The sequence below is a fragment of the Pedobacter psychrodurus genome (assembly GCF_032678585.1).
Lineage (GTDB): Bacteria > Bacteroidota > Bacteroidia > Sphingobacteriales > Sphingobacteriaceae > Pedobacter > Pedobacter psychrodurus_A.
In genome coordinates this window covers 19,117-43,958 of sequence record NZ_JAVTSN010000001.1, presented here as the reverse complement: position 1 = coordinate 43,958, position 24,842 = coordinate 19,117, and the positions used below count along the sequence as shown (strand labels likewise).

The 24,842-nt window shown below is 39.7% G+C and carries 23 protein-coding genes; 10 read left to right on the top strand and 13 right to left on the bottom strand.

Annotated features, from left to right (window positions below):
* Positions 1-567: 567 nt before the first annotated feature.
* Positions 568-4,101 (top strand): gliding motility-associated C-terminal domain-containing protein, encoded by a 3,534-nt coding sequence (locus R2S57_RS00190; RefSeq protein WP_316843108.1) that lies wholly within the window; start codon positions 568-570, stop codon positions 4,099-4,101.
* On the opposite strand, the gene R2S57_RS00185 is transcribed toward R2S57_RS00190, so the two are convergent.
* Entirely contained in the window at positions 4,098-5,108 is a 1,011-nt protein-coding gene (locus R2S57_RS00185; RefSeq protein WP_316843107.1) for a type IX secretion system membrane protein PorP/SprF, read from the bottom strand. The genes R2S57_RS00190 and R2S57_RS00185 overlap by 4 nt on opposite strands.
* A 340-nt stretch (positions 5,109-5,448) precedes the next feature.
* Between R2S57_RS00185 and R2S57_RS00180 the strand changes: the two genes are divergently transcribed.
* The 4 genes from R2S57_RS00180 (at position 5,449) to R2S57_RS00165 (ending at position 10,360) form a co-directional block, all read left to right on the top strand.
* The gene (locus tag R2S57_RS00180; protein ID WP_316843106.1) at positions 5,449-8,340 is read left to right on the top strand and encodes a DEAD/DEAH box helicase; all 2,892 of its coding nucleotides are present in this window, start codon (positions 5,449-5,451) and stop codon (positions 8,338-8,340) included.
* A gap of 139 nt (positions 8,341-8,479) precedes the next feature.
* Positions 8,480-8,797: a DUF2892 domain-containing protein gene (locus R2S57_RS00175; RefSeq protein WP_316843105.1), complete on the top strand. Its 318-nt coding sequence runs from the start codon at positions 8,480-8,482 to the stop codon at positions 8,795-8,797.
* Positions 8,798-8,862: 65 nt separating this feature from the next.
* A complete protein-coding gene (locus tag R2S57_RS00170) occupies positions 8,863-9,645 on the top strand; it encodes a DUF1080 domain-containing protein (protein WP_316843104.1) in 783 nt (260 codons plus the stop codon).
* A 106-nt stretch (positions 9,646-9,751) separates the two neighbouring features.
* A complete protein-coding gene (locus R2S57_RS00165; protein ID WP_316843103.1) occupies positions 9,752-10,360 on the top strand; it encodes a TMEM175 family protein in 609 nt (202 codons plus the stop codon).
* 2 nt (positions 10,361-10,362) lie between these two features.
* On the opposite strand, the gene aat is transcribed toward R2S57_RS00165, so the two are convergent.
* Complete coding sequence (aat, locus tag R2S57_RS00160) at positions 10,363-10,995, bottom strand: leucyl/phenylalanyl-tRNA--protein transferase (RefSeq protein ID WP_316843102.1); 633 nt, start codon at positions 10,993-10,995, stop codon at positions 10,363-10,365.
* Positions 10,996-11,067: 72 nt separating this feature from the next.
* Here aat and R2S57_RS00155 point away from each other — a divergent pair, with 72 nt between their 5' ends.
* Both R2S57_RS00155 and R2S57_RS00150 read left to right on the top strand, forming a co-directional pair.
* Positions 11,068-12,510, top strand: coding sequence for a DUF1800 domain-containing protein (locus R2S57_RS00155; protein WP_316843101.1), 1,443 nt, complete (start codon positions 11,068-11,070; stop codon positions 12,508-12,510).
* Between the two features lie 119 nt (positions 12,511-12,629).
* Positions 12,630-13,829: a DUF1501 domain-containing protein gene (locus R2S57_RS00150; RefSeq protein WP_316843100.1), complete on the top strand. Its 1,200-nt coding sequence runs from the start codon at positions 12,630-12,632 to the stop codon at positions 13,827-13,829.
* A 59-nt stretch (positions 13,830-13,888) separates the two neighbouring features.
* Here the strand turns inward: R2S57_RS00150 and R2S57_RS00145 are convergent, their stop codons facing one another.
* The gene (locus tag R2S57_RS00145) at positions 13,889-14,242 is read right to left on the bottom strand and encodes a hypothetical protein (RefSeq protein ID WP_316843099.1); all 354 of its coding nucleotides are present in this window, start codon (positions 14,240-14,242) and stop codon (positions 13,889-13,891) included.
* Between the two features lie 110 nt (positions 14,243-14,352).
* Between R2S57_RS00145 and R2S57_RS00140 the strand changes: the two genes are divergently transcribed.
* Positions 14,353-14,889, top strand: coding sequence for a hypothetical protein (locus R2S57_RS00140; protein WP_316843098.1), 537 nt, complete (start codon positions 14,353-14,355; stop codon positions 14,887-14,889).
* 62 nt (positions 14,890-14,951) lie between these two features.
* Positions 14,952-15,320 (top strand): YccF domain-containing protein, encoded by a 369-nt coding sequence (locus tag R2S57_RS00135; RefSeq protein ID WP_113949056.1) that lies wholly within the window; start codon positions 14,952-14,954, stop codon positions 15,318-15,320.
* A 303-nt stretch (positions 15,321-15,623) separates the two neighbouring features.
* Here R2S57_RS00135 and R2S57_RS00130 read toward each other — a convergent pair whose 3' ends face one another.
* A complete protein-coding gene (locus R2S57_RS00130) occupies positions 15,624-16,598 on the bottom strand; it encodes an App1 family protein (RefSeq protein WP_316843097.1) in 975 nt (324 codons plus the stop codon).
* Positions 16,599-16,654: 56 nt separating this feature from the next.
* Between R2S57_RS00130 and R2S57_RS00125 the strand changes: the two genes are divergently transcribed.
* Complete coding sequence (locus R2S57_RS00125) at positions 16,655-17,539, top strand: diacylglycerol/lipid kinase family protein (protein WP_316843096.1); 885 nt, start codon at positions 16,655-16,657, stop codon at positions 17,537-17,539.
* Here R2S57_RS00125 and R2S57_RS00120 read toward each other — a convergent pair.
* The 9 genes from R2S57_RS00120 to R2S57_RS00080 all read right to left on the bottom strand — a co-directional run bounded on the left by R2S57_RS00120 (position 17,516) and on the right by R2S57_RS00080 (position 24,701).
* Positions 17,516-17,920 carry a hypothetical protein gene (locus R2S57_RS00120; RefSeq protein ID WP_316843095.1) on the bottom strand — a complete coding sequence of 135 codons (405 nt, stop codon included), beginning with the start codon at positions 17,918-17,920 and terminating at the stop codon, positions 17,516-17,518. The two genes, R2S57_RS00125 and R2S57_RS00120, sit on opposite strands and share 24 nt — an antisense overlap.
* A gap of 6 nt (positions 17,921-17,926) precedes the next feature.
* Positions 17,927-18,580 carry an energy transducer TonB gene (locus R2S57_RS00115; RefSeq protein WP_316843094.1) on the bottom strand — a complete coding sequence of 218 codons (654 nt, stop codon included), beginning with the start codon at positions 18,578-18,580 and terminating at the stop codon, positions 17,927-17,929.
* 170 nt (positions 18,581-18,750) lie between these two features.
* Positions 18,751-19,437 carry a peptidoglycan DD-metalloendopeptidase family protein gene (locus tag R2S57_RS00110; RefSeq protein WP_316843093.1) on the bottom strand — a complete coding sequence of 229 codons (687 nt, stop codon included), beginning with the start codon at positions 19,435-19,437 and terminating at the stop codon, positions 18,751-18,753.
* Positions 19,438-19,444: 7 nt separating this feature from the next.
* On the bottom strand, positions 19,445-20,074 hold the full coding sequence (trhA, locus tag R2S57_RS00105; RefSeq protein ID WP_316843092.1) for a PAQR family membrane homeostasis protein TrhA: 630 nt from the start codon (positions 20,072-20,074) through the stop codon (positions 19,445-19,447).
* Positions 20,075-20,079: 5 nt separating this feature from the next.
* Positions 20,080-20,457 (bottom strand): 30S ribosome-binding factor RbfA, encoded by a 378-nt coding sequence (gene rbfA / locus R2S57_RS00100; protein WP_029274533.1) that lies wholly within the window; start codon positions 20,455-20,457, stop codon positions 20,080-20,082.
* 91 nt (positions 20,458-20,548) lie between these two features.
* Positions 20,549-21,739 carry a GTPase HflX gene (gene hflX / locus R2S57_RS00095; RefSeq protein ID WP_316843091.1) on the bottom strand — a complete coding sequence of 397 codons (1,191 nt, stop codon included), beginning with the start codon at positions 21,737-21,739 and terminating at the stop codon, positions 20,549-20,551.
* Positions 21,740-21,801: 62 nt separating this feature from the next.
* The gene (gene trpC, locus R2S57_RS00090) at positions 21,802-22,584 is read right to left on the bottom strand and encodes an indole-3-glycerol phosphate synthase TrpC (protein WP_316843090.1); all 783 of its coding nucleotides are present in this window, start codon (positions 22,582-22,584) and stop codon (positions 21,802-21,804) included.
* A gap of 82 nt (positions 22,585-22,666) precedes the next feature.
* Positions 22,667-23,251 carry an aminodeoxychorismate/anthranilate synthase component II gene (locus R2S57_RS00085; RefSeq protein WP_316843089.1) on the bottom strand — a complete coding sequence of 195 codons (585 nt, stop codon included), beginning with the start codon at positions 23,249-23,251 and terminating at the stop codon, positions 22,667-22,669.
* Between the two features lie 52 nt (positions 23,252-23,303).
* Complete coding sequence (locus R2S57_RS00080) at positions 23,304-24,701, bottom strand: anthranilate synthase component I family protein (protein WP_316843322.1); 1,398 nt, start codon at positions 24,699-24,701, stop codon at positions 23,304-23,306.
* Positions 24,702-24,842: the final 141 nt, after the last annotated feature.

Below are 24,842 nucleotides of genomic sequence, written 5' to 3'. Positions count from 1 at the left end.
GGAGGAAATCGTGCTGCATCACCATCTAGCGAAAATCTTAGCGATCGAGCGCCTGATGTATCTAAATCTGTTTAATCTGCGTCGCTGATCAATTTTAAATCTGCGGGAAAAACCTAAACCCATATTTATTCTTTCCCGCTGAGGTCGCAGATAAACAACGCAGATTTAGAAAGATTTTAATAGGGCAGTTGATTAACACGTTTCAATGGGCGTTCACTCCAAACAGATGTATAATCGCATTTTAATTTGAAACCTTCCCACCATGGGTGGCGACAAATCAAAGTTACTTTGAAACCTTCCCACCATGGGTGGCGGCAAATCATTAGTTACTTTGAAACCTTCCCACCTTGGGTGGCGACAAATCAAAGTAAAACAACTAATGTGTCTGTAATTAAATTCTTTTTATTAATCCATGCAAATCCCCACTCCATGTTCTTTGTGCCGCTACTTTGTGAGCTCAGTGGTTAAAAAACGAACAATTATTTCAAAAAAAATAATGTAGGTTTGTTCACTAAAACGTTAGCCACTACACAGTTTATTTGTATTTTGGCTGAACCAAACAAATTTATGCGTCTCTCAAAACTTCTGGCCCTGTTTATGGGCTTATTTTTCTTCAATAATATCTACGCTCAAACTTACCTGGTAACCAGTAATGCCGACAGTGGCCCTGGAACATTAAGAGAGGGATTAACACAGGCAGCTGCAGCCAACCGGACTGCTACTTTTACCATCAACTTTAACTTACCGGGAAATCCCAGCGATAATGCCAACCGAACCATCAGGTTACGCACAGCACTTCCGGTAGTATCTTCTAACGTTGTAATAGATGGCAGCTCTCAGGCAGCATGGCCGGCACTCGGTGTTTCGGGGGCGAAAGTAATTTTGGAACCAGAATACACCAACACTACATTCTCAGGATTAGTTATCGGTCAGTACGCAAGTACTCAGGTCCAAACCACAGGAGTTGAAATTTATGGTTTATATATCCGCAATTTCGCAAACATCACCAACCTGCAAAATGTAAATATGAGCCAGGGATCGGGTATTGTACTCGATTACCGTGCAAACAATGTCACCATTGGCGCACCCGGAAGAGGAAACGTAATTGGTGGCAATATCAATGGGATTGTCATCCAGAACAGTTATTTCTACAGCAACCCGGTATCGACCAAAATTAAAATTCAATCGAATTTAATCGGCGTAATTTATGATGGGGTTACACCCAATACGAACGTAAACGGGATTTCGGCCAGTCTTTATGATTGCGCATTAGATGTTGGGGGTGATAATGCAGGCGAGGGGAACGTAATTGCCGCAAACCGCATCAATGTAGACATTACCAGATCATCTTACTCTACTAATGCGCGATTTGATATCAATGTGATCAAGAATAAAATTGGGGTCGATTATACAGGAAAGAAAGATTTCCATGAGTTACCCATCTTTCTATCCTCATCTTCTCTGGAAATTGCAGGTTTAAAAGTGAATGCTGTAAATACGGCGCTATACGTCCGTAACAACATTATCAGTGGTAACCGAACCACAGGTATTTTGATCAGCAATTCAGATTTCATTTTAACCGGAAATGCTATTGGTACCGATGCTACCGGAACAGTAGTAATGGGCAATGGTGTCGGTGTGAAAATAGAATCTGGAGCTGGTGGAACTATCGGTGGTGCAACTCCTGCAGAAGCGAACTTAATTGCGAACAATGATTACGGGGTGGAAACAGTATCGTCAAAACCCGTAAAAATTACCAGGAACAGTTTCTTTTGCAACAAAACATTTGGAATTGGGAAAACCTTGACTATCCTACAGCCTTATATTCAAGTGCTCAAAAAAAGAAATAATTATGTTTCTGGTAAGGCCACACCAAACTCGGAAGTAGAATTATTTTATACTGTGAACTGCCAGGGCATCTGCGAAGGCAAAACCTACATCGCCACGGTACAGGCAGGTAGTGATGGGCGATGGGAATACAATGGAAGTCTTAGCGGGATGGTTACCGCCACTGCCAGTTTATTAAACGCCACCACCTCTCCTTTTTCTACGGCAGAACTGTTACCAAATGAAGCGATAGTGGAGCCCGTAACCTGTAATGCCAATGGATCGATCACCATCCCCGAAGTGCGCGAAGGTTTTACATTTACCTGGGTTAAAATAGAAATCAATGGCAGCCGCATACCTAAAGGCAATACCCAAAGTATTTCCAATTTAGATGTAGGCACTTATGAGGTAACCGTTAACGACGGCTGTAAAGCATTCCCAACAGTATTCATTATCAAAGACCAAAAGTTAACCAAACCAACAATTCTACCAGTTTCTCCTTTATGCGGACAAACCTCCTTTACGTTTACAGCAGAAGTTTTAAGGGGAAAAGGTGAATTAAAATATGAATGGATAAATTCAGCGACAAGTGCTGTGGTAAGCAATACAAATCCAGCTAGCTTACCTGAAGGCACTTATTATGTAAAAGTATCAGATGAAGCTAGTTGTGCATTAAATTCTGATCCGATTACGGTTAAAAGAAAACCTCAACCGAAAATAGGTTGGCCAGCCAATACAAATCCTGCTGCATGCGGCAAGGAAAACGGTTCCATTACCGGCATTACCATCACAGATGCAACAGGAACATTAAGTTATAAATGGTTTAAATATAATCCGTTGACCGGAATTTTAGGCACTGATGTAATATCGACATCATTGGAACTCGAAAATGTTGGCGGTGGTAGTTATACCTTATACGTTTATGATCAAGGCCAATGTTCTCCTGTTCCTTCACAATCATTTTTTATTCCCACTTATAGCGATGTTGCGATTAACGGCGGTACGATTACCCCAGCCAGATGTGGCATTAACAATGGTAGTATTGATGGTATTTCAATTAGCAATGCCGATACATACGAATGGATAGGGCCGGATTTGCAGAGCATAAAAAAAGGACCATACTCGCCGGGCATGTCGTTAAAAATGACAGACCTTGCTCCCGGGACTTACACGCTCAGGGCCAGCAATTCGCTATATATCTGCACTTTAGACAGGTATTTTAGAGTTGAGGCTTTACAACCAACAATTTACACCTTAACACCTACAGTAAATAATACCACTTGCGAGTTGATCAATGGCAGTATTAACCTTAATTTTAGCTCTACGTTGCCTTCACGGTTCGAATGGAGAGATGAATCGGGCACCATGATTACTGGTGCAACCAAGGTTGGAAATATCATCGAGCTTAAAAATTTACCCGGCGGGAATTACAGAATGTTCGCTTACGACGTTAACAATTGCGAAACTATTTTAGGCCCGTATCCAATCAATGTTACGCCAAAACTAAACATCGTATCCAATACTGCAACCGTAATTAAAGATGGCTGCACCTTACAGAGAGGTTCCGTTAAAGGCATACAAGTAATCGGGGGCATTCCGGCCTACGATTTTAAATGGATAAATGAAGCTGGTGAAGCCGTTCAGTATACCCAAGAACTGATCAATGTCGGTGCGGGTACTTACCGTTTAGAAGTTCGCGATAAAACATCTTGTGGCTATGCCATTAGCGAGGCGTATACCATTATTGATGAACCCTTCAAAATTCTAACACCAATCATTAACGATCTCCGTGTTTGTTATGTTTCCGATATTGTTTTACCTGTAATTGCACCCGAAGAAGGAACGTATCAGTTATTTGAAAAAATCGACGATTCCAAGCCATTTTTAGAAAGTACTACAGGTGTATTCAAATTTAAGGTAGCCAAAACAGCCGATTATCTCGTAAGAAGGAAATTAGGGTCTTGTACCAGCGAATTTGCCAAAGTACACGTGGAAGTAACGCATGATAATCTGGAAATCACCAATACCATGACACCAAATGGTGATGGGATGAATGATGTTTGGCAAGTAAGGGGCTTACCAGATTTCAAGGGTACAAACATTAAAATTTACACACGTGGCGGCCAACTGGTGTTCGAATCAATCGGCAATTATACTAAACCATTCGATGGCTTATTTAGGGGTAAGGAATTACCTGCCGGGGTTTATTATTATGTGATCGATTTAAGGGCCGAATGTAAACCGCTAGGCGGCAGTATAACACTTTTACGTTAGAATTGCCTGCTCGGACAAGCTACCTGATAACGGTTATTCAACAAAATGCCCAGTACAATTTCGTGCGTACCATTATTTACCGAGCGTAAACCTGAAGTATTTACATCATAAGAATAACTCAGGTTTACCAATGATGCAATGTTAAATCCGGCCAAAAGAGAAAAAGAATCGTTGTTTCTAAAGCTTGTACCTACCCAAAATTTATCCTGATAGGCAAATTTTAAGTTGGCATCGAATGTAGCAGGCGAATTGGCCCAATAGGTAATCAAAGCCGAAGGGATCATGGCAATATCTTCATCCAGAAATATTTTGTAACCTGCCGTTCCATAAAAGGTAGCAGCCTGATAAGCATCAGTTTTAATCTTATCATTTACGATGGTACTTTTACTACCCACAAGTTGCTTTGCAGAAATACCTGCAAAAAACCTTGGGCTATATAACCAAACACCCGCACCAATATCTGGTCGTATTTTGTTGTTATAGTCGGCAGAAAATAATGGATCACCAGATTCGTCTGCAACAATTTCACGCACATCAACACTAATCGACTTAAAACCGCCTGATATGCCCAGCGATAAATTGACTTCGTTGGTAAGGCCAAGATGATAGGCATACGTTATGTTTACATTAGTTTGTCGCACCAAACCCGCCTTATCTGTCATGGCCACTAATCCTATACCATGATGCGGTTCGGCCGCCATGTAATTATTTACATAACTCCTGCTCATCGGGTTTTCTCCATTCCCAGCAAATGAATTTACATTACTCCGCACAAAGTCTTCGCCAATTGCCGTACTTAAAGAGAGGTACTGTGTACTTGGCGCACCTTCTAAACCACTCCATTGTTTACGTAAACCAATTTTCAAATCGGTATAGTTATCAATTGCTGATAATGCAGGATTTAACAGGATGTTATTAAAAATATATTGGGTGCTTCGGGGAATTTCTTGTCCATAGCCAGAAAAAGAAAGACAAGCGAGCAGAGAGAGCGCGTAAAAAAATCTCATTTAAACTTATAGTGATGCGTTAATTGATTGATAATAAAAAGCCTATCAATGCAAGGGCTAAGATAATAAGTTGTAGCCAATTCTAAAGTATTTAATATTTATCTGTTAATTGGCCCCTCGTATTTACTCAACATGATATTATGGAATAACTTCTCAAGGAAGTACCATTCTTAATCAAGATTAAGACTTAAATACCTGCATTTCAATTGTCTTTTTTCATATTGATAAAAAAACTATAATTTTTATCCCAAAAAAGACCAGTTCTTTTGATGTGACCTCAAAATATTGTAAGTTTAAAGTTTTTTAAGCGCTTAGCTTATAAAAATTTCAATTCCAATCAATGTTACGTGTCGATAGTTCTAAAGCTTGTAAAGTGGTGTACTCTTTGTGCAAACATGAGTACTTGGGCTATTTAATTGAACCACATGTAGTTCAGCTTAATCCACAGGGCGATTTCTCCTTTACCTACCAGCGAGTTTTTACCCATACTGCAGAAGAATTTAATGCCTGTTTGAGCGAAATTGATTATAAGCTGATCAAAATTTTAGATGATATAGAGCAAGACTCGCTGATTAAAAAGTATTATAAAAAATTAATCAGGCCTACAGAGTTCTTTACCAAAATTTTCGACGATAAGTTTTATGAAAATGTACGTCCTAAAATTGAAAAGAAACTTGCCGAAGCTTTAGAAATTTTAAAGGTTAAAAACGAGTTATATGTGATGGACAAAGATGGTTGGCCGGTAGAACGCAAGATCGAACTCGCCGATGAACCTGCGTCTATTCTTTTCCATTTCCGCAGGAATGAAACCGAAACACGTTATTTCCCGACCATCAAATATCAGAATCTGCGCATCGAATTTATGTTCAAAGAGGCACAGATTATTAGCAACAAACCTGCCTGGTTATTGCTCAACGATGTATTGTACTTTTTCGATCAGGATATAGAAGGCAAGAAATTACAGCCCTTTTTAAATAAACGTTTCATTGCCATACCTAAAACTACCGAAGCAACCTATTTCGAAAAATTTGTAGCACCCCTAATCGAGAAACACCATGTGTATGCAGAGGGTTTCGAAATCAGGACCGAACAATTTGAGGCCATACCCGTAATTAAAGTTTTATATGTTGATGGCGGTCTTTCTCAGATCCAACTTTATTTCAAATACGGCGAATATACTTTCCCGGTAGAAAATGCACATAAAGTTACCGTACGTTTAGAAAAAACGGCCGATAACTATATTTTCCACCGGGTAAAACGCTCGGCAGAATGGGAGAAAAAACAATTCAATCTGTTGTTATCTTTAGGACTTAAAAAAACAAGTTCTCTGTTTAGCAACTTAGAAGTGGCTGCTGCTGATGAAAATCCAAGTTATGGGGCTATTAACTGGGTAAACGAGCACATCGAAATATTAGAGGCCTCAGGTTTTGAGATTGAACAGGCTACCGGGCAGAAAAAATTCGTATTCGGCGCCAGTAAAATCGATCTCGAAGTTAAAGAAGGAAACGATTGGTTTGATATTAATGCTGTAGTATGGTTTGGTAAATACCAGATCCCTTTTCTATCGTTAAAACAACATATTTTACATAAAAAGCGTGAGTTTTTATTGCCCGATGGTGAAGTGGCCATTATTCCTGACAAATGGTTTACCCAATACGGCAGTTTATTCAGTCTGGCAGAAGCCGGAAAAACGCTAAAATTAAAGAAACACCATATTGGTTTAATCAATGATCTGGCTGAAGATAGTTTGGCAAATATAACCCTGGAGCGCAAGCTTCAGCGTCTATCAGACTTTGAAGATATTGCCGATACACAGATGCCTGTTCATTTTAAAGGCAGTTTGCGCGATTACCAGAAAGCCGGCTATAACTGGTTTAGCTTTTTGCGCGAATACAATTTTGGTGGTTGTTTGGCTGATGATATGGGTTTGGGTAAAACCATCCAGACCTTAGCCATGCTCCAAAAAGTGAAGGAAGATGATCAGTTGCTGGAAACGCAATCCACCTCACTGATTGTGATGCCAACTTCCTTAATTTACAACTGGTTAACGGAAGCAAAAAAATTTACTCCAAAGCTTAAAATACTGGCCCATACGGGTACCAACCGAAATAAGGATGTGGCCAATTTTGCCAATTACGACATTATCATCACCACATACGGTGTAACCAGGGTAGATGTAGATGAATTAAAGAACTTTTATTTCAACTACATTATTCTCGATGAAAGTCAGAACATTAAAAACCCGGCATCTAAATCTTTTAAAGCCGTTAGAAGTTTAAAATCGAAACATAAACTGATTTTGAGCGGTACGCCTGTAGAAAATTCGGTAAGCGATTTATGGTCGCAGTTAACTTTCTTAAATCCAGGTTTATTGGGTACCCAGGCATTTTTCTATGAAGAATATGTGCAGGCAATAGAAAAGAAAAAAGACGAAGAAAAAGCGCGCAAACTGCAATCGATCATCAAACCTTTTGTTCTCCGCAGAACGAAAGAACAGGTGGCCGCAGAATTACCGCCTAAAACGGAGCAGGTAATTTATTGCGACATGAGCGAAGATCAGGCGGCTTATTACGAAAAAACTAAATCTGCATACCGCAACGATTTGTTGCAAAGTATGGATGATGGAACTTTTGCCCAAAAACAGGTTCAGCTTTTACAGGGATTAACGGCTTTACGTCAATTGGCCAACCATCCGGTAATGATTGATGGAGAATATATCTCCGATTCGGGAAAGTTTGAAAACGTGATCCACACTTTAGATAACGTGCTTAAAGGCGGACATAAGGTTTTGGTTTTTTCTCAGTTTGTAAAACACCTTGATATCTTCAAAAAACATTTTGAAGCTGAAAATATTCCTTTTGCTTATTTAGATGGCTCAACCCGTAACCGTGGCGAAATTGTTTCCGAATTTCAGCAGAATACCGATCTAAAGGTTTTCCTTATTTCGATAAAAGCTGGTGGTGTAGGTTTAAACTTAACACAGGCCGATTATGTTTTTATCCTCGACCCATGGTGGAACCCAGCGGTAGAACAGCAGGCGATCGACAGAACACACCGCATTGGTCAGGATAAAAAGGTTTTTATCTATAAATTTATTGCCAAAGATACAGTAGAGGAGAAAATCCTTGCTTTGCAAAACCGGAAAAAGTCGCTGGCAAATTCTTTAATTACGACTGAGGAAAGTTTCTTTAAATCACTGAGTAAAGACGATATAAGGGATATATTGAACTAGGCATTCAATATTAGCTCGTCATCTCGACTGAAACACAGTGGAATGGAGAGATCTATCTTAATGGATCTCACATTTAATTTTCTTTTCAAAACTCATTCCTCTCTTACTTGTTATACTGTAGTACATAAATTCTACCATCATGACAAATCAAGATTTTAATAGAGCAGTTAATAATGTTAAAGAGGCCTGGAAATACCCTGAATTATTCGAAAACGTTTCAAAATCTGAACGTTGGTTATCTGGTGCAGCCGGTACCTATCTCCTTTTTAAAGGCATCACCAGTATTTTTTCACATCCGGTTATTGGCTTAACAGGCGCAGCAATTGGCGCGGGACTATTATACCGTGGCATTACAGGTTATTGCCCTATGCGCGATTTAGCCGAACAGAGAAGAGAAGAACTCGCCCCTGATGAAGTAATTATAAGTGAAACCTACGTTGTTGACGATTTGGGGTAAAATTTTAAATACTAAATTTCCATTTCTTAATAAACTGGTTAACTTTAAAAAGTTAAACCACAATTATGAACAAGTACACACTATTATTTATTCCTGTTTTATTTGCAGGGCAAGCTATGGCACAAGATAAAAAACCAGATCCTGCCAAAGACCCAAAAACAACCGAGGTTTGGGAACCCGTTCCAAGCATCGTTACACCAGGTAAATTGCCTCAGGATGCACCATCTGATGCAACCATTCTTTTTAATGGTAGAAATTTAGATGCATGGCATTCGGTTAAAGATCCATCAAAACCAGCTGCGTGGACAATCGACGACGGATTTTTCACGGTAAAAAAAGGCACCGGAAATATCGAAACAAATAAAAAATTTACCGATTATCAATTACACATGGAGTGGAAAATTCCTGAAAACATATCTGGCGAAGGCCAGGCGCGCGGAAATAGCGGTGTATTTTTAGCTTCAACAGGTGGAGGTGATGACGGTTACGAAATCCAGATTATGGATGCTTATAACAACAAAACCTATGTTAACGGACAAACGGGTAGTGTTTACAAACAAGCTATTCCATTGGCAAATGCCAACAAGAAACCAGGTGAGTGGCAATATTATGATATCATTTGGAACGCACCACGTTTTAATGAAGATGGAACAGTACAAAAACCAGCAAGCGTTACCCTGTTTTTAAATGGTGTGCTTTTGCAGAACGGTTATGTACTAAAAGGCGAAACCAGGTATATCGGAGCCCCTGAATATAAAAAACATGGCCCGGCTTCAATCAAGTTACAAGATCATGGCGACCCAAGTCCGGCCATTAGCTTTAGAAACATTTGGGTTAGGGAATTATAATTTCAACAAAACAACAATAAGGAACCTGCAGGCCAAAAACTTGCAGGTTTTGTTTTATAATATAATTTGACTGATAATTGTAATGGATTATTTAAGGTCGGATTTTATGAACAAAGGCAGATTAGAAGCATTTAGCGATGGTGTAATTGCAATTATCATCACCATTATGGTTTTAGAGATTAAGGTACCCGAACATGGCGATATTTTAGCCAGCTTAAAACCGCTTATCCCGAAATTCATCAGCTACATTTTAAGTTTCATTTATGTAGGCATTTACTGGAACAACCACCACCATTTATTGCATGCGGTTAAAAAAGTAAATGGATCAATGCTTTGGGCCAATCTTAATTTCCTGTTCTGGCTATCACTTTTCCCTGTAGCTGCCGGTTGGATGGGCGAACATCATTTTGCCTTATGGCCGGTTATTATGTATGGTGTGGTACTTTTCTTGGCTGCACTTGCTTACACCCTATTGGTGATCGTAATCAAAAAGACAGAAGGGCAACATTCACTGGTCGTAAATGCCATCGGGAATGATGCAAAAGGCAAATACTCACTCCTTTTTTATATTGCCGGTATTGGCTTCAGTTTTATAAATCCATGGATTGGGGTAGCGCTTTACTCCACCGTGGCCTGCATTTGGTTTATTCCAGACAGAAGGATCGAAAAAGCCATGCGCGAACAGGGTTTGATTGATGGGGATAACTCACATTAGTATCAAGCCATCTGAAGCGTTTCCATATACAATTCCCTGCTGATCATCTCTGCGCCCAAACTCATTAAATGATCGTTGGGTAACTGGCAATCTATTAAATCGATATTCATTTTACTTAAAAAAATGAGTGCGGCTTTCGAGGCATTGCTTACATGGCTAAACATACTTTCGCCACAAAAAACGCGGTTAACCTTTAAACCATATAAACCGCCTACCAATTGGTCATTAAGCCAAACCTCTACACTGTGTGCGTAACCTTGTTGGTGTAGATTAATATAAGCTTCCTGCATTTCGTTGGTGATCCAGGTACCGTCTTGTCCCTTTCTTTCGGTATTTGCGCAGTTCAAAATTACATCAGAAAAAGCTTCGTTAAAGGTGACTTTAAAAATCTCCTCTTTTAAAACCTTTCGCATGCTCTTGCTGATTTTGATTTTATCCGGATAAATAACGCAACGCTCATGTGGCGAATACCAGAGGATCGGTTCACCCTCGCTAAACCATGGAAATATGCCGTTTGAGTAAGCAATTAATAGTCTTTCCGTACTCAAATCGCCACCAATGGCCAATAAACCGTCCTCTTCTGCCAAAGCCGGATCTGGGAAGCCAGGGTTATCATCTAGTAATTGAAAAAACATCAACAAAAATAAGAAAGAAAACAAAGATTAAACCCTTGCGTTTTAAAGATGTCTTAAGTAAAACAGGTTACTATGAGCGCAAAAGATAATTTCTTAAAAGTAAAACATCTTTATAACCGGGCAGGCTTCGGGATTTCCTATACAGACCTGGAAAAATTAAGCAGAAAAAGCCTCGAGAAGGTTGTAGATAACATGCTTAAAGAAGGTCAAAAAAAAGATCCCATCGCTTTAGTGAATGATTTTGAATCGAAACGGCAGCTTTTGGTACAGGCGGGTTTATATTCGAAAAAAGACCTGAACGATGAGGAGAAGAAAATGCGCCAGCAGATTATCCGCGAGCAAAACGAAGTGAGCCGCGACCTGAACATCGCCTTCGTGAATAAAATGATCAATACAGATGCGCCATTAAGAGAAAAGATGACGCTATTTTGGCATGGCCATTTTGCCTGCCGCAGCAACAATCCTTTTTACGCGCAACAGTTAAACAATATCCAGAGAGAAAATGCACTGGGGAGCTTTAAAACTTTATTGGTTGAAGTTTCTAAGTCGCCCGCAATGTTGCAATACCTAAATAACCAGCAAAACAAAAAAGGCAAACCCAATGAGAACTTCGCCCGCGAACTCATGGAGCTTTTTACCTTGGGGAGAGGAAATTATTCGGAACAGGATATTAAAGAATCTGCCCGTTCTTTTACCGGTTGGATGTATGATAAAGATGGCTCATTTATTTTCAGACAGAACCTGCACGATACCGGAACAAAAACGTTCTTTGGTAAAATCGGAAATTTCGAAGGCGAAAACATTATTGATATTATTTTAGAGAAACCAGAAACTTCACAGTTTATCGCCCGTAAAGTATATAAATTCTTTGTAAACGATAACCCAGATGAGGCTCACGTTAAAGAACTCGCCACACATTTTTACAACTCGAAATACGACATCGCCTCGATGATGAAAAAAATGTTTACTTCCGATTGGTTTTATAGTCCTGAGAATGTAGGCACCAAAATTAAATCACCCGCCGAATTTCTGGTGGGCTTAAGTCGCGAATTTTACGTTACCTATAACAAACCTCAGGTTTTAATTCAGTTGCAGAGCAGTTTAGGGCAGTACCTGTTTAACCCACCAAACGTAGCGGGCTGGCCAGGTGGACAAAACTGGATCGATAGTTCCTCTTTAATGTTGAGGATGCGCATTCCTTCACTGGTTTTAAATGATGGGGAAATCGATTTTAGTGGTAAAGCCGATCCTGAAGATGAAGCCGTAATTGCATTAAGCCGTACCGCCACTAACAACGCAAATGCCAATATGAAACCAAAATCGTATGTAAATGCAAATGCCGACTGGCCTAAATTTTTGGATACTTTACCAAAAGGATTAACACCGTTGCAACTCACCCAATTTTTATTACAACCAAAATTAAACGCTAAAATAACAACAATGGTTAGCGATAATAAAGGATTGCGCAGTACAGCAGTCGAAATTACCAGCATGCCCGAGTATCAACTGTGCTAGTCGCTTATTTTGGTTGATGGTATGATGGCTCATAGTTGATAGCCGGTTAGTTAAACACCCAACCAATGAACCATTGACTATAAACCATTAACCATAAGCAATCAGCTAAAACTAACAAGATGAACAGAAGAAACTTTTTAAGAAATACAGGATTTGTTGCAGCAGGTTCGCTATTCGTTCCCGCTTTTATGAAGCCTCTGGAGGCTATGGCGCTTGATGAACTGAGCCTTTATAAAAATCTGGTTGTGGTACAGCTTTCTGGGGGAAATGATGGTTTAAATACAGTTGTCCCATTTGGAAACGACATCTATTATCAAAAAAGAAAGAGCATAGCCATTAAACCCGAAGAGGTAATTAAACTGAATGATATGCAGGGCTTAAACCCAAATATGGCTGCCCTGCAAGAAATATACGATCAAGGCTGGATGACCATCATCAACGATGTGGGTTACCCGAATCCAGACCGTTCGCATTTCCGTTCAATGGATATCTGGCAAACCGGTAGCGATAGCAATCAATTCCTTTCAACCGGGTGGATTGGCCGCTACTTAGATAGCAACTGCCAAACCTGCAAATTTCCTTACACTGCAATTGAGGTAGATGATTCGCTTTCTTTAGCCATGAAGGGGCAGACCAAAAAAGGTATTGCCCTGAAAGATCCCGCAGCTTTGTTCCGCAATACCAACGATCCCTTTTTTAAATCGATGTTGCAGAACGACAAAGAACATTTAGATGAAGACAATCTGGGTTATTTATATAAAACCATGATCGAAACTTCATCTTCTGCCAACTATATCCAAAATACCTCTAAAATCTACCGGTCGAAATCTACCTACCCAACTTCTGGATTTGCCAACCAATTGAAAACGGTTTCCAAATTTATTTCTTCGGGATTAAAAACAAGGGTGTATTATGTTTCGTTAAGCGGTTTCGATACGCACGTAAATCAAATCGGCCAACAAGGAAACTTGCTTAAACAATATAGTGAAGGCATGGCCGCTTTTCTGAAAGACCTAAAATCGAACAATAAACTCGAAGATACTTTGGTGATTACCTTCTCTGAATTTGGTCGTAGAGTGGAACAAAATGCCAGTAACGGCACCGACCATGGAACAGCAAATAATATGTTTGTTTTCGGCGGAAAACTGAAGAAACAGGGCATTTTTAATGCTGCGCCAAATCTAAGTGATTTAGATACCGGGGATCTAAAATATCAACTGGATTTTAGGCAGGTTTATGGTACCATTTTAGATAAATGGCTGGATGTGAATAATGCGGACATCCTAAACAAGAAATTTAACATGCTTGATTTTATATAGTTATTTAAGAAGTCAAGTTTCATAGCACGTTGTCCATTTAAACTTGACTTCTTTTATATTTATTTCCTTTTCAATACATACACTGGCCGATTGGAATCTGAGGCCACCTGCTCCGTATAAACATTAAACAGTTCATAACCGTAAGCTTTCATTTTGTTTACGGCATCAATGGCTGAATTAAATTCTAGTTTTTTGCCATTATCATCCCTGATGTAGAGTTCGCTATAATCATCTACCTTTTGTCCATACTCCAGCGCGATCCATTGCCTATCGGCTAAAAAACTTTTCGCTGCACGGACCTGGATATAATCTGCATGTATATCAGTCAGTTTTACACCATTTACATTTTGGGCTTTGGCGCGCGACAGACCAAAGCAAGCGACGAATGCCGCTGCAAGAATTAATTTTTTCATATTGAGTTTCTTTTGTGTGTGATTCTAAATTACGAAGAATGATTTATACTTTTAAGATGTATAATCGAGAAAATTAGATTTTAATAATATCACTATGAGGGAACGATAAAATGGGATTTGGCTTCAATCTGTTCTTTGCATTTTTACTGACTCCCTTAAGCATTATTCTTTTTGTTTTCTATCTCGTAAAAGGCAATAAATACGCAATCAGAATATTAGCTGGGTTATGGATCTTTACCATCGGAATTGTGTTTTTATCCTATACAATAAGATTTCTAACGAGTAAAAAGAAACTCAAAAAGCACGATTTTTATGGAACGTATGTTATTGATAGATCTTACTTTAAGGGAAGACAGGCTGATTGGCAATACAATAATTTTCGCTTCGAAATTAAACCTAACGATTCAATATATTTTCAGATCACAGATGGAGAAAAGATTAATAAAACTTTAAAAGGTTCCATTGCTACCATTAAACCTTATAATTCGGAAAGTTTAATGATTGAGATGAAAGATCAAAGCCATCATATTTTAGCAAGCGATCCTACCATTTATAGAAGTAACTGGGACTTTATATTGATATTCCATTCAGAAAAGTTTGGCAATATGTATTTCAAAAAGGCGAACTGGTCGGCAATAAGAAATTAGCAGGTCAATAATATGTTTACTGTAACAAAACACCAATTATGAAATCTTAACTTAAAAACACAATGAACTTTTTAGGCAATATTATCTGGATTATTTTTGGCGGCATCTTTATTTTCTTCGAATACATCATCGGAGGTTTAATCCTTTGCCTAACCATTGTAGGTATTCCTTTTGGTATTCAGTGTTTTAAATTTGCCATTGTTGGTCTGGCACCATTTGGCGTTAAAATTACCGATACTTCATCCAATACAGGTTGCCTTTCTACCATCATGAACCTGATCTGGATTTTTTGTGGTGGTTTCTGGATTGCCTTAACCCACCTATTTTTTGGTATCCTGCTTTGTATAACCATTATTGGTATTCCGTTTGGCCGCCAGCATTTTAAGTTAATGAATTTGGCATTTACTCCTTTTGGGAAGTCGATTTCTTAAACCGAAAGGAACCGAAATATCTTCAGCTAAGAGCATCCGTTTTTTAATCAGAATTTAATATTTTTTTTGAAAATGAAAGCCAGTATCCCATAGCCGCTGCAATCCCGCCATTTGCTGTAGCCCTCATGATCCCGATGAAAAATCGGGACGGGGCTGTCGCTCCTGTCGGGTTTATTGCACGGTGGTCTGGTCCCATGAGCAAAAACTTTGTGCCTAGCCCCGATTGAATGGACTCCGACAAAGGCGGGAGGAAGGAAAGCGGAACTATCGAAACCGATGCGCACAGGCATTGCGCTCCAAAAATTATTGGATCAACCCTATTGCCTTAGAATGTTCAATCGCCTCTTCACTACTATTAAATAAACAAGCGCTCACGCCTTTATCTTCAACTTTCTTAAGCAAGCCGCGGCTTTCTACTTCTTTCTCCGGACGAATATTCCTGATATATACTGCTTCAATATTTTCGGGATACTTTTCTACTATAGATGAGTAGATCTCAGGATCTTGTTGCGAGTTATCGCCAAAAAAGATAAACTTCTGATTGGGAAAAGCATCCAGAATGCGCATTACCCTCAATAATTTACCCTCGTGACCGGTTTTGCCGGTTCTGATTAAATCCTTCCACCGTTTTAGCGTATTTAACAGAAACGCACCATCCGGCAACTTATTAAACTTAAAAGTTTCGATCAGATAATCGTACAGATTCCATTCGCTGCTGCTCACATAAAAAAAAGGATTGGGTTGATTGGATTCGGTATGAGAAAGCGCCAATTGCTGGTAATGACTGGCGGCTTCAGGAAAGGTCTTCCGGGTGTGTGGATTTTTGATAAACAACTCTCTCAGTCGTCTCCCGATGGTTGCCGAATGCGAAATCATCACCGTATCATCCACATCCGAAATAAAAGCATATTGGGTAATGTGTGGCACATAAATTTTCCCCTCCCCAACATTTAAAATCTCCCCATGCTCATCAAGCGCCTCCACTTTTACATCATGCCAGCCTGCCGGAATATCATAATCTGCTTTCCATTCGAACTTAAAAAAACCATCGGCTTCAGTTTTGTTATCAATAACCTGTTCAAAAAACCTTAACCGTACACGAACAAAAGCATAAGGTTTTAAGATAAAAAGCTTAAACAGATGTACAATATTTACAAAGATGTTGTTGCTGTAAATCTGCTGCGTTTTTGCCTTGCGTTTAAAAACATGACCATAAACTACCAAATTTTGGGTATGGCCATAACCGTGATATACTTTTACACTAACAGATTTATTCATCGTTATTAAAACAGAGTTTATTAAAAGTTGTTTGTGATTAAACATAAGGCCACCACATGAAATTACTATTCATCATCAATCCAGGCTCTGGCAGTCACGATATTAATTTAAAGGAAGTAATTTCTACACATTTTAGTGCAAAAAAAACCGAGGTCGATCTTTTCGAATTGCCAAAAGATTGTTCCTTAGAGAAAATAAAGGCAAAGATTACCAGCTCGAAGGCAGACCGTGTGGTAGCCGTGGGTGGGGATGGAACCTTGAAACTGGTAGCCGAATGTTTGCTGAATACCGAAACTCCAATCGGAATTATCCCTGCAGGTTCGGCCAATGGCATGGCTAAGGAACTGGGTATACCCACTGATATTGAACTGGCATTGGCCATTTTAGACGCAGGTAAACTTCAGAAAATCCATGTGGTTAAATTGAATGATGAAATCTGCATCCACTTATCCGATTTAGGTTTTAATGCCTATTTGGTTAAGAAATTTGATACCCTGCCCGAGCGTGGCATGTGGGGTTATGCGAAAGCCACCTGGCATGCCCTGTGGAACCATAGCAGAATGGAAGTACAGTTAAAGCTTAAAGATGAAACGATCACTTCTAAAGCAGCAATGGTAGCCATAGCCAATGCAACCATGTACGGCTCTGGCTTAAAAATAAACCCGGACGGAAAACTGGATGATGAACTTTTTGAAGTGGTTTTGGTAAAGGACTATTCTTACCTCGAAATATTAAAAATCTGGATCACCAAACTACCTTTTAATCCGAAGAAAATTGAAGTCTTCCAAACGGCAGAAGTAAAGATTTCTTCGAAACACAAAGCGCATTTTCAGGTTGATGGAGAATATATCGGCCGGGTAAATACCGTTGAGGCAAGCATTCTTCCCGCCGCCATTACCGTGGTTTTACCTAACGGATCAGGCCCGATAGCCCTCGGGTAATGCCCGGTGAATCCTAATCGTAAAATACAGCCGAAAGAATTCGCCGATAAAACAAACACGGAATAAGATATCAAACCACCGATCGCCAAGGTTTAATACTTCTGGCAGGTAGGTGATAAAACCGATAGAAAATACCCACACCACTAAGCGGAAGGGGAATTGAATGTAATAGGTGATAAAGCCAAATTTCTTAAATAAGGCTAAACCAATTGCCGAAATAAACAACGACACAAATAAAGGCAATAACAAAATCACCTTGGCCTGTGAAAGGATTTGATCGGGAATTTCATTTAAATGTGTTAATATCTGCCAAAACTGCCTGGCGAGTAATACAATGCTGATGACATCTAGTAAGGCAAAAAATTTGGTGGTGTTTTTCATTAATAGTTACTTACAATACTTTGCTAAATAATCATCCGCCAGTTTACTGCCCATGTATTTAACAAAAGTAAAATCTTCGCAAGCTCCCTGCTTATCGCCCTGTTTTATCTTTTTTAAGCCCATTTTTATTCTGTCGCCAAGATATTCATCATCAATACCAAGCTGGTTCTTGATTCGAATAATCTGAATTTCCTGCCCGGGTTTTGCCTGATCAATATTTTTATAAAAATTAATCACAGAATTGGTTAAAGCTTCTTCGGCCTGATAACTGCGGATGGATTCTTGCATGGATTCGCTCGATTTTCCTTCACAATTGTAACCCGAAAGCACAAAATTTACTGGTGCGACGATCGAAACCGTGGTATCATAACCAGCCGGAACCTGCCATTTGCCACTGCTCATCCGAACCAAACGTAGTGCTTCTTCATCAAGATCAGATAATATGCCTTTGCTCACTTTTGAAAAATAGACTTTTCCCTGCTCATCAAGTTTAAAACTCACATTCACCGTTCCCTGGATACAATTATCTTTAGAGAACCGGGGATAAATGATATTCTCTCTTAAGAAATTAGTAAAACCACTTTTACCTGATTTAAACTGAACCTGAGCCATAGCTAATGAACAGCAGAAAAGTAAACAGATGGTGAATAGCTTTTTCATAATACTAATTTACGGTTTTAACCGCAGAGCACGCAAAGTTTTTCGCAGAGGGAAGAGAAGTAGTTTGTCACGGAAGCACAGAAATTATTCCGTGTTAATCTGTGTCCGTGGCTAATAAAAAAACATCTCCATGTTCTCGGTGCCTTCCTTCGGTGTTCTCGGTGGTAAAGCTAGGAAAACGTAGCCTCTAAAATAAAATTCGGATCGGGGCAGTTGTTCAGGTATTTTCCCCTTTCACTAAACTTACACACCCCTGGGTAATCGCCTTTTAACCCTCTCATATCTTCAATTAATTGAAAATGAAGATGCGGTGGCCATGATCCGTTTTCTTCTTTTGCACCTAGTTCAGCAATTTTTGTTCCTGCAGGGATAAATTTACCCTCTTCAAGACCATTTAACGAAGCAAGACTTAAATGCCCGTATAAGGCGTTAAATTTAAACCCATCTATATTGTAGGTTAGAAGGATGGTAGCGCCATAATCGCCAGGGTGATCGTTATAGGCAAAACTTTGCACGGTTGCATCGTAAAAGTTGTAGATCGGTGTACCTGCCGGCCCCCAGATATCTACACCTAAATGTAACCTGCGCGGTTCTTCTCCCGTATCAAAATGCGCACTTCGGGCATAAATGGTGCGGTGTTCGTTGTATCCGCCAATTCCATAACGGGTATTGTTTTTTGCCAGCTTTTCATTCACCCAATCGGAGAACAGATCGGTATCATCCAAAATTTCAGCTGTTAACTCCTTATTAGCCGCCGTAAAATCCAAAGGCAGAAGCTGATCGTTTTTTACATCAAAATCAACAACTTTTTGAATCGATGAAATGTTTGATCGGATAATCTGCTCGAAAGTTTGCATCTATAATTTACTTAAAAATATAAACGAAGTTGTAAATATAATGAGATAAAGCTCCTCCAATTACAAACAGGTGCCAAAGTTCGTGACTGTGCATCCACCTGAACATTTGTTTGTCCTTTGCATAATAATAGGTGCCGGCAATATAAAAAACACCACCGAAGAGTAACCAGAAAATAGCACCAATTGGTAAGGTACCCAGCATTTTCTGTAACAAAGGAACAATTAAACAGCCCATTAAAATATAAATAGACAAGGATATAGCGGTGCTTTTTAACCGGTTAAAGATTTTAAGCAAACAACCCACAATAGCGATGATCCATACTATGGCGAACAAGCTCCAGCGCAACCACCCATCGAAAACCAATAAAGCAGTAGGTGTATAAGAGCCTGCAATCATCAGATAAATGCAACAGTGATCGAATTTTTGCCAAAAACGCACGCCATAATCGGTAGCGGGATAGCCGTGATACATGGCACTTACACCAAAAAGGATAAATGTACCGATGCTGTAAATCCATGCGGCGGTATATTCGATTGGGGTATCGCACTTTTGAAGCAATATATACCCTGCCGGAATCGCGATTAATGCCGGTATAAAATGAGTGAAGAAATTAACGGGTTCCCTTAGCTTCCTCACAAAGATTATTCGCTGTCTTCGTCTTTTTGTCTTGGTTCTTTTGCAATCTTATCGAAAAGATGGTCCATACGCTCTACATATTCGTTTGTATCATCTACAAAAAAAGTAAGCTCTGGCACCACTCTAACCTGATGGCGGATTCTGCTACCCAGTTTATACCTGATCTCGCCCGAATGTGCGTTAACCGTATTGATAGAAAGTGTGGTGTTATTGGTATTAAAAAAGCTCAGGTAAACTTTAGCCACTGCCAGATCCGGCGACACCCTAACCCGGGTAATGGTTACCAATGTATTAGGCAAAAATGCAGCACCTTCACGCTGAAAAACCTGTGCCAACTCCTCCTGTAATACTCCTGCAAATTTCTGCTGACGTTTACTTTCCATAATGTATTTATCTATCGTTATTGTGATGGAAACCTCGCAGGTTTTTAAAACCTGCGAGGTTTATTTCTGCACCCCAATGACGGAATTTAATCTAATATAACAAATTACTATCATACGGGTATCTTGCCACATGCGCAGCTTTAACCTTATCGTATAAAAGTGTTTTAAACTCTTCTAAGTTTTCCTTTTCTGTGGCCGATATAAACAATACAGGCACTTTATCATGGCTCATCCAGCTTTTCTTAAAGTCTTCTAAAGTGAGTTTGCCATCATCCTCTTCATCATTAAGCTCTGGCGAAACATAGGCATCAATTTTATTAAAAACCAAAATCATGTCTTTATCAATCGCGCCGATATCTTTTAATGTTTCGTTAACCGTATTAATCTGATCTTCGAAGTTAGGATGCGAAACATCAACCACGTGGATCAACAAATCAGCCTCACGCACTTCATCAAGGGTAGATTTAAAACACTCTACCAAATGGTGAGGCAGTTTACGGATAAATCCAACGGTATCAGAAAGTAAAAAAGGTAAATTTTCGATCACCACTTTACGAACAGTCGTATCTAAGGTTGCAAACAGCTTATTCTCTGCAAATACTTCCGATTTCGACAGCATATTCATAATAGTAGATTTACCTACGTTGGTATAACCAACCAGAGCTACCCGAATCAACTGACCGCGGTTTTTACGCTGTGTTTCGTTCTGACGGTCGATATTTCTTAAACGCTCTTTTAACAAAGAGATTTTGTTTAAAATAATCCTTCTATCACTTTCAATCTGCGTTTCACCCGGACCACGCATCCCGATACCACCCTTCTGGCGTTCCAGGTGGGTCCACATACCGGTAAGGCGCGGTAAAACATATTGCAATTGCGCCAACTCTACCTGTGTTTTTGCCTGTGCAGTTTGGGCCCTGTTGGCAAAAATATCAAGGATCAGATTACTTCTATCCAAAACCTTTACACCAAGTTCGCGGTCGATATTGCGCAGCTGCGATGGCGATAATTCATCATCGAAAACCACCACATCAATTTCTTCCGATTTTACATAAGCCTTAATCTCTTCCAGTTTTCCCGTACCCACAAATGTTGCACGTTCTGGTTTAAGCATTTTCTGTGTAAAAATCTTTTCCACCTTCCCACCAGCTGTATCCACCAAAAAGGCCAGCTCATCTAAATATTCTTTTGTTTGGGCTTCTTTTTCGCCTGGAGTAACTACCCCAACTAAAATTGCCCGCTCCTGCACTACGGCAGTATCGTACGTTTTTTGTTTTCCCATGTAATTGAGGCAAATATACGAAATTTGCCAACGACCTTTCAAACCTTAAAGGTTTTTACAGGTTATATCTGCGCTACAAATTCTTTTATTGCAGCACCCGGATGATCTGTTTTCATAAAATTCTCACCGATCAAAAATCCGTTAAAGCCAGCTGCTTTTAATTCCTTAATCGTTTGTGGGTTGCTGATTGCACTTTCTGAGATCTTTAAAAATTCATTGGGGATTTTATTCACCAGATCAAAAGAGGTCTGAATATCTACTGTGAAATCGCCCAGGTTCCTATTGTTAACACCAATGGCATCCAGGTTCGGGCAGATGCTCCGCGCTAACTCTTCCAGATTATGCACTTCTAACAGCACGTTTAAACCTAAATCTTTTGCAAATTTCCCAAAATCTTTGATTTGTTGTGGCGTTAATATGGATGCAATCAATAAAATAATATCAGCACCCCAGGCTTTTGCTTCCAGGATCTGATATTCATCGATCATAAAATCCTTTCTTAAGATCGGAATATTATTTGCCGCCCTTGCCGCCAGAATATCCTCTGTTTTACCCCCAAAGAAATCTACATCCGTTAATACCGAAAGTGCAGATGCGCCTGCAGCATTATAGGCTTGTGTTACCTCAGCAACATCTGCAATGCCATTAATTAAACCTTTCGACGGGGAACGGCGCTTAAACTCAGCAATAATACCAGTACGGTCTTCTGCCAAAAGAAACTCTTTAAAAGAATAAGGTGTTCTGTTAAAGTGCACCGAATTTTCTAAATCCCGAACCGAAACCAAAGCTTTTGCATCTGCGATTTCTTCCTTCTTACGTAATACGATTTTATCTAAAATGTTCATTCTATTAGATTAATCGTCATTGCGGGGCACGAAGCAATCTCACAAACAGATTGCTTCGTGCCTCGCAATGACGGAATTTCTTTTAAGTTGTCAACCAATTCTCCATCATTTGCTTGCCGTACTCAGTAAGCACACTTTCAGGGTGGAACTGTACACCCCGCACGTCCAATGTTTCGTGTCTTAAGGCCATAATCTCACTCTTATGATCTCTTGCTGTGATTTTTAAACACGAAGGAAAGTTTTCTTTACTCACTACCCAACTGTGGTAACGGCCAACATTTATGGTTTGCGGACATTCCCAGAACAATGGCTCATCGCCATCTACAACCGTCACAGGAGTGGCAATTCCATGCATGGGTCTGCCTAAATTCAACAAAGTACCGCCAAAAACTTCTGCAATGGCCTGCTGACCTAAACATACACCAAAAATACTTTTGGTTGGTGCATAGGTCCTAATTACATCCAGTAATAAGCCTGCTTCTTCAGGGATACCCGGGCCGGGAGAAAGTAAAATTTTATCGTATTGATCTACATCGGCCAAGTCGAATTTATCGTTTCTCCAAACTACAGCTTCGTAACCTACCTCATTAATCAAATGCACCAGATTGTACGTAAAGCTGTCGTAGTTATCGATAACCAGAACTGTTTTCTTATTTATATCTTTCATTGTATTTCTTACTAGTGGATTTTACTCCAAACTAAAAACTCATCACTCCCAACTATATTTCTTCTGCCATCTGCACCGCTTTACGCAATGCTGCAATTTTATTGTTTACCTCCTGCATTTCGGTTTCAGGCACAGAATTGGCCACAATACCCGCACCTGCTCGGTAATGTAATTCGTTATTCTTGCTCATAAAAGTCCTGATCATGATGGCATGGTTAAAATCTTCGTTAAAACCCATAAAACCAATTGCTCCTGCGTAGAAATTTCTACCCAGTTTTTCGTTTTCATCAATCAGTTGCATGGCTTTGTATTTTGGTGCACCACTTAAAGTACCCGCTGGGTAGGTATCGGCAACTACTTTAAAAGCGCTTACATCTTCCTGCAAATGCCCGCTTACTTTACTTACCAGGTGGATCAAATGCGAATAATATTGCACCTCTTTAAACGACTTTACTTCAACGCGGTTACAGTGCCTGCTTAAATCGTTTCTGGCCAGATCGACCAGCATGACGTGTTCGGCACTTTCTTTTGGATCCTGCTCTAATTTACGTGCCTGTTCAGCATCTTCAATATCGTTTCCACTGCGTTTAAATGTGCCGGCGATCGGGAAGATATTGGCCGAATTGTTTTTGATGGTGATCTGCGCTTCCGGCGACGAACCGAATAATTTAAAGTTTCCGTAATCGTAATAAAACAGGTAAGGCGACGGATTTATCGAACGCAGGCAACGGTACACATTAAATTCATCACCAGAGAAAGCTTGTTTATAAGCTCTTGAAGGTACAATTTGAAAAACATCGCCCCGGTAAATGTGCTTTTGCAGTTTCTCTACCAGATCCATAAAACCCTGATCGGTGAGGTTCGAACTCTCTTCACCACGCAATTGAAACTTATATTCAGGATAATTTTTATTCTGGATCAGGTATTCCATTTTTTCCAGTCCGCCCTCTTCTTCTCCTTCAAAAGTGTTTTTGAAAAGTGTGATTTCATTTTTGAAGTGATCGATGGCAATGAGGTAGCGGTACAAATGGTACTGCATTTCCGGAATCTCTTCCCCTTCGGGTGTTTCGGAAGTAAACTTGATATCCTCGAAATGCTGCACGGCATTCCAGGTAAAGTAACCGAACAAACCGCTCGAAATAAACTTGATCTCAGGCAATTCCGTTTCTCTGAATTTATCCTTAAAATCGGCAATTTCTTCAATCAGGTTTTTACTTTCGGTAATTTCTACCGTTCCATCAGGGAAATAGGTTTCCAACCGCGATCCCTTTAAAATAATCCCGGCAACAGGATCTGCACAAACAAAACTCATTGAGTTTTCCCTACTGTGGTAATCAGAACTTTCTAATAAGATGCTGTTGGGGTACACATCACGTAAGCGTAAATAAATGCTCACTGGTGTGGTGGTATCGGCAAGCATTTTTTTGTAAGTGGTATTTATTTTATACATCATTTTACTGTGTTGTCGTCATTGCGAGGTACGAAGCAATCTTAATGCGGTGGGTTGAAACGCCTGCTATCGTTGTAGGATTGCTTCGTGCCTCGCAATGACGAATTAATTATTTTTTAAACAATAAAAAACCCGGCGTGT

Excerpts from the sequence above, each read along its gene's own strand:
- R2S57_RS00190 (WP_316843108.1), top strand. The coding sequence starts at position 568 with ATGCGTCTCTCAAAACTTCTGGCCCTGTTTATGGGCTTATTTTTCTTC.
- R2S57_RS00185 (WP_316843107.1), bottom strand. The coding sequence starts at position 5,108 with ATGAGATTTTTTTACGCGCTCTCTCTGCTCGCTTGTCTTTCTTTTTCT.
- R2S57_RS00180 (WP_316843106.1), top strand. The coding sequence starts at position 5,449 with ATGTTACGTGTCGATAGTTCTAAAGCTTGTAAAGTGGTGTACTCTTTG.
- R2S57_RS00175 (WP_316843105.1), top strand. The coding sequence starts at position 8,480 with ATGACAAATCAAGATTTTAATAGAGCAGTTAATAATGTTAAAGAGGCC.
- R2S57_RS00170 (WP_316843104.1), top strand. The coding sequence starts at position 8,863 with ATGAACAAGTACACACTATTATTTATTCCTGTTTTATTTGCAGGGCAA.
- R2S57_RS00165 (WP_316843103.1), top strand. The coding sequence starts at position 9,752 with ATGAACAAAGGCAGATTAGAAGCATTTAGCGATGGTGTAATTGCAATT.
- aat (WP_316843102.1), bottom strand. The coding sequence starts at position 10,995 with ATGTTTTTTCAATTACTAGATGATAACCCTGGCTTCCCAGATCCGGCT.
- R2S57_RS00155 (WP_316843101.1), top strand. The coding sequence starts at position 11,068 with ATGAGCGCAAAAGATAATTTCTTAAAAGTAAAACATCTTTATAACCGG.
- R2S57_RS00150 (WP_316843100.1), top strand. The coding sequence starts at position 12,630 with ATGAACAGAAGAAACTTTTTAAGAAATACAGGATTTGTTGCAGCAGGT.
- R2S57_RS00145 (WP_316843099.1), bottom strand. The coding sequence starts at position 14,242 with ATGAAAAAATTAATTCTTGCAGCGGCATTCGTCGCTTGCTTTGGTCTG.
- R2S57_RS00140 (WP_316843098.1), top strand. The coding sequence starts at position 14,353 with ATGGGATTTGGCTTCAATCTGTTCTTTGCATTTTTACTGACTCCCTTA.
- R2S57_RS00135 (WP_113949056.1), top strand. The coding sequence starts at position 14,952 with ATGAACTTTTTAGGCAATATTATCTGGATTATTTTTGGCGGCATCTTT.
- R2S57_RS00130 (WP_316843097.1), bottom strand. The coding sequence starts at position 16,598 with ATGAATAAATCTGTTAGTGTAAAAGTATATCACGGTTATGGCCATACC.
- R2S57_RS00125 (WP_316843096.1), top strand. The coding sequence starts at position 16,655 with ATGAAATTACTATTCATCATCAATCCAGGCTCTGGCAGTCACGATATT.
- R2S57_RS00120 (WP_316843095.1), bottom strand. The coding sequence starts at position 17,920 with ATGAAAAACACCACCAAATTTTTTGCCTTACTAGATGTCATCAGCATT.
- R2S57_RS00115 (WP_316843094.1), bottom strand. The coding sequence starts at position 18,580 with ATGAAAAAGCTATTCACCATCTGTTTACTTTTCTGCTGTTCATTAGCT.
- R2S57_RS00110 (WP_316843093.1), bottom strand. The coding sequence starts at position 19,437 with ATGCAAACTTTCGAGCAGATTATCCGATCAAACATTTCATCGATTCAA.
- rbfA (WP_029274533.1), bottom strand. The coding sequence starts at position 20,457 with ATGGAAAGTAAACGTCAGCAGAAATTTGCAGGAGTATTACAGGAGGAG.
- hflX (WP_316843091.1), bottom strand. The coding sequence starts at position 21,739 with ATGGGAAAACAAAAAACGTACGATACTGCCGTAGTGCAGGAGCGGGCA.
- trpC (WP_316843090.1), bottom strand. The coding sequence starts at position 22,584 with ATGAACATTTTAGATAAAATCGTATTACGTAAGAAGGAAGAAATCGCA.
- R2S57_RS00085 (WP_316843089.1), bottom strand. The coding sequence starts at position 23,251 with ATGAAAGATATAAATAAGAAAACAGTTCTGGTTATCGATAACTACGAC.
- R2S57_RS00080 (WP_316843322.1), bottom strand. The coding sequence starts at position 24,701 with ATGTATAAAATAAATACCACTTACAAAAAAATGCTTGCCGATACCACC.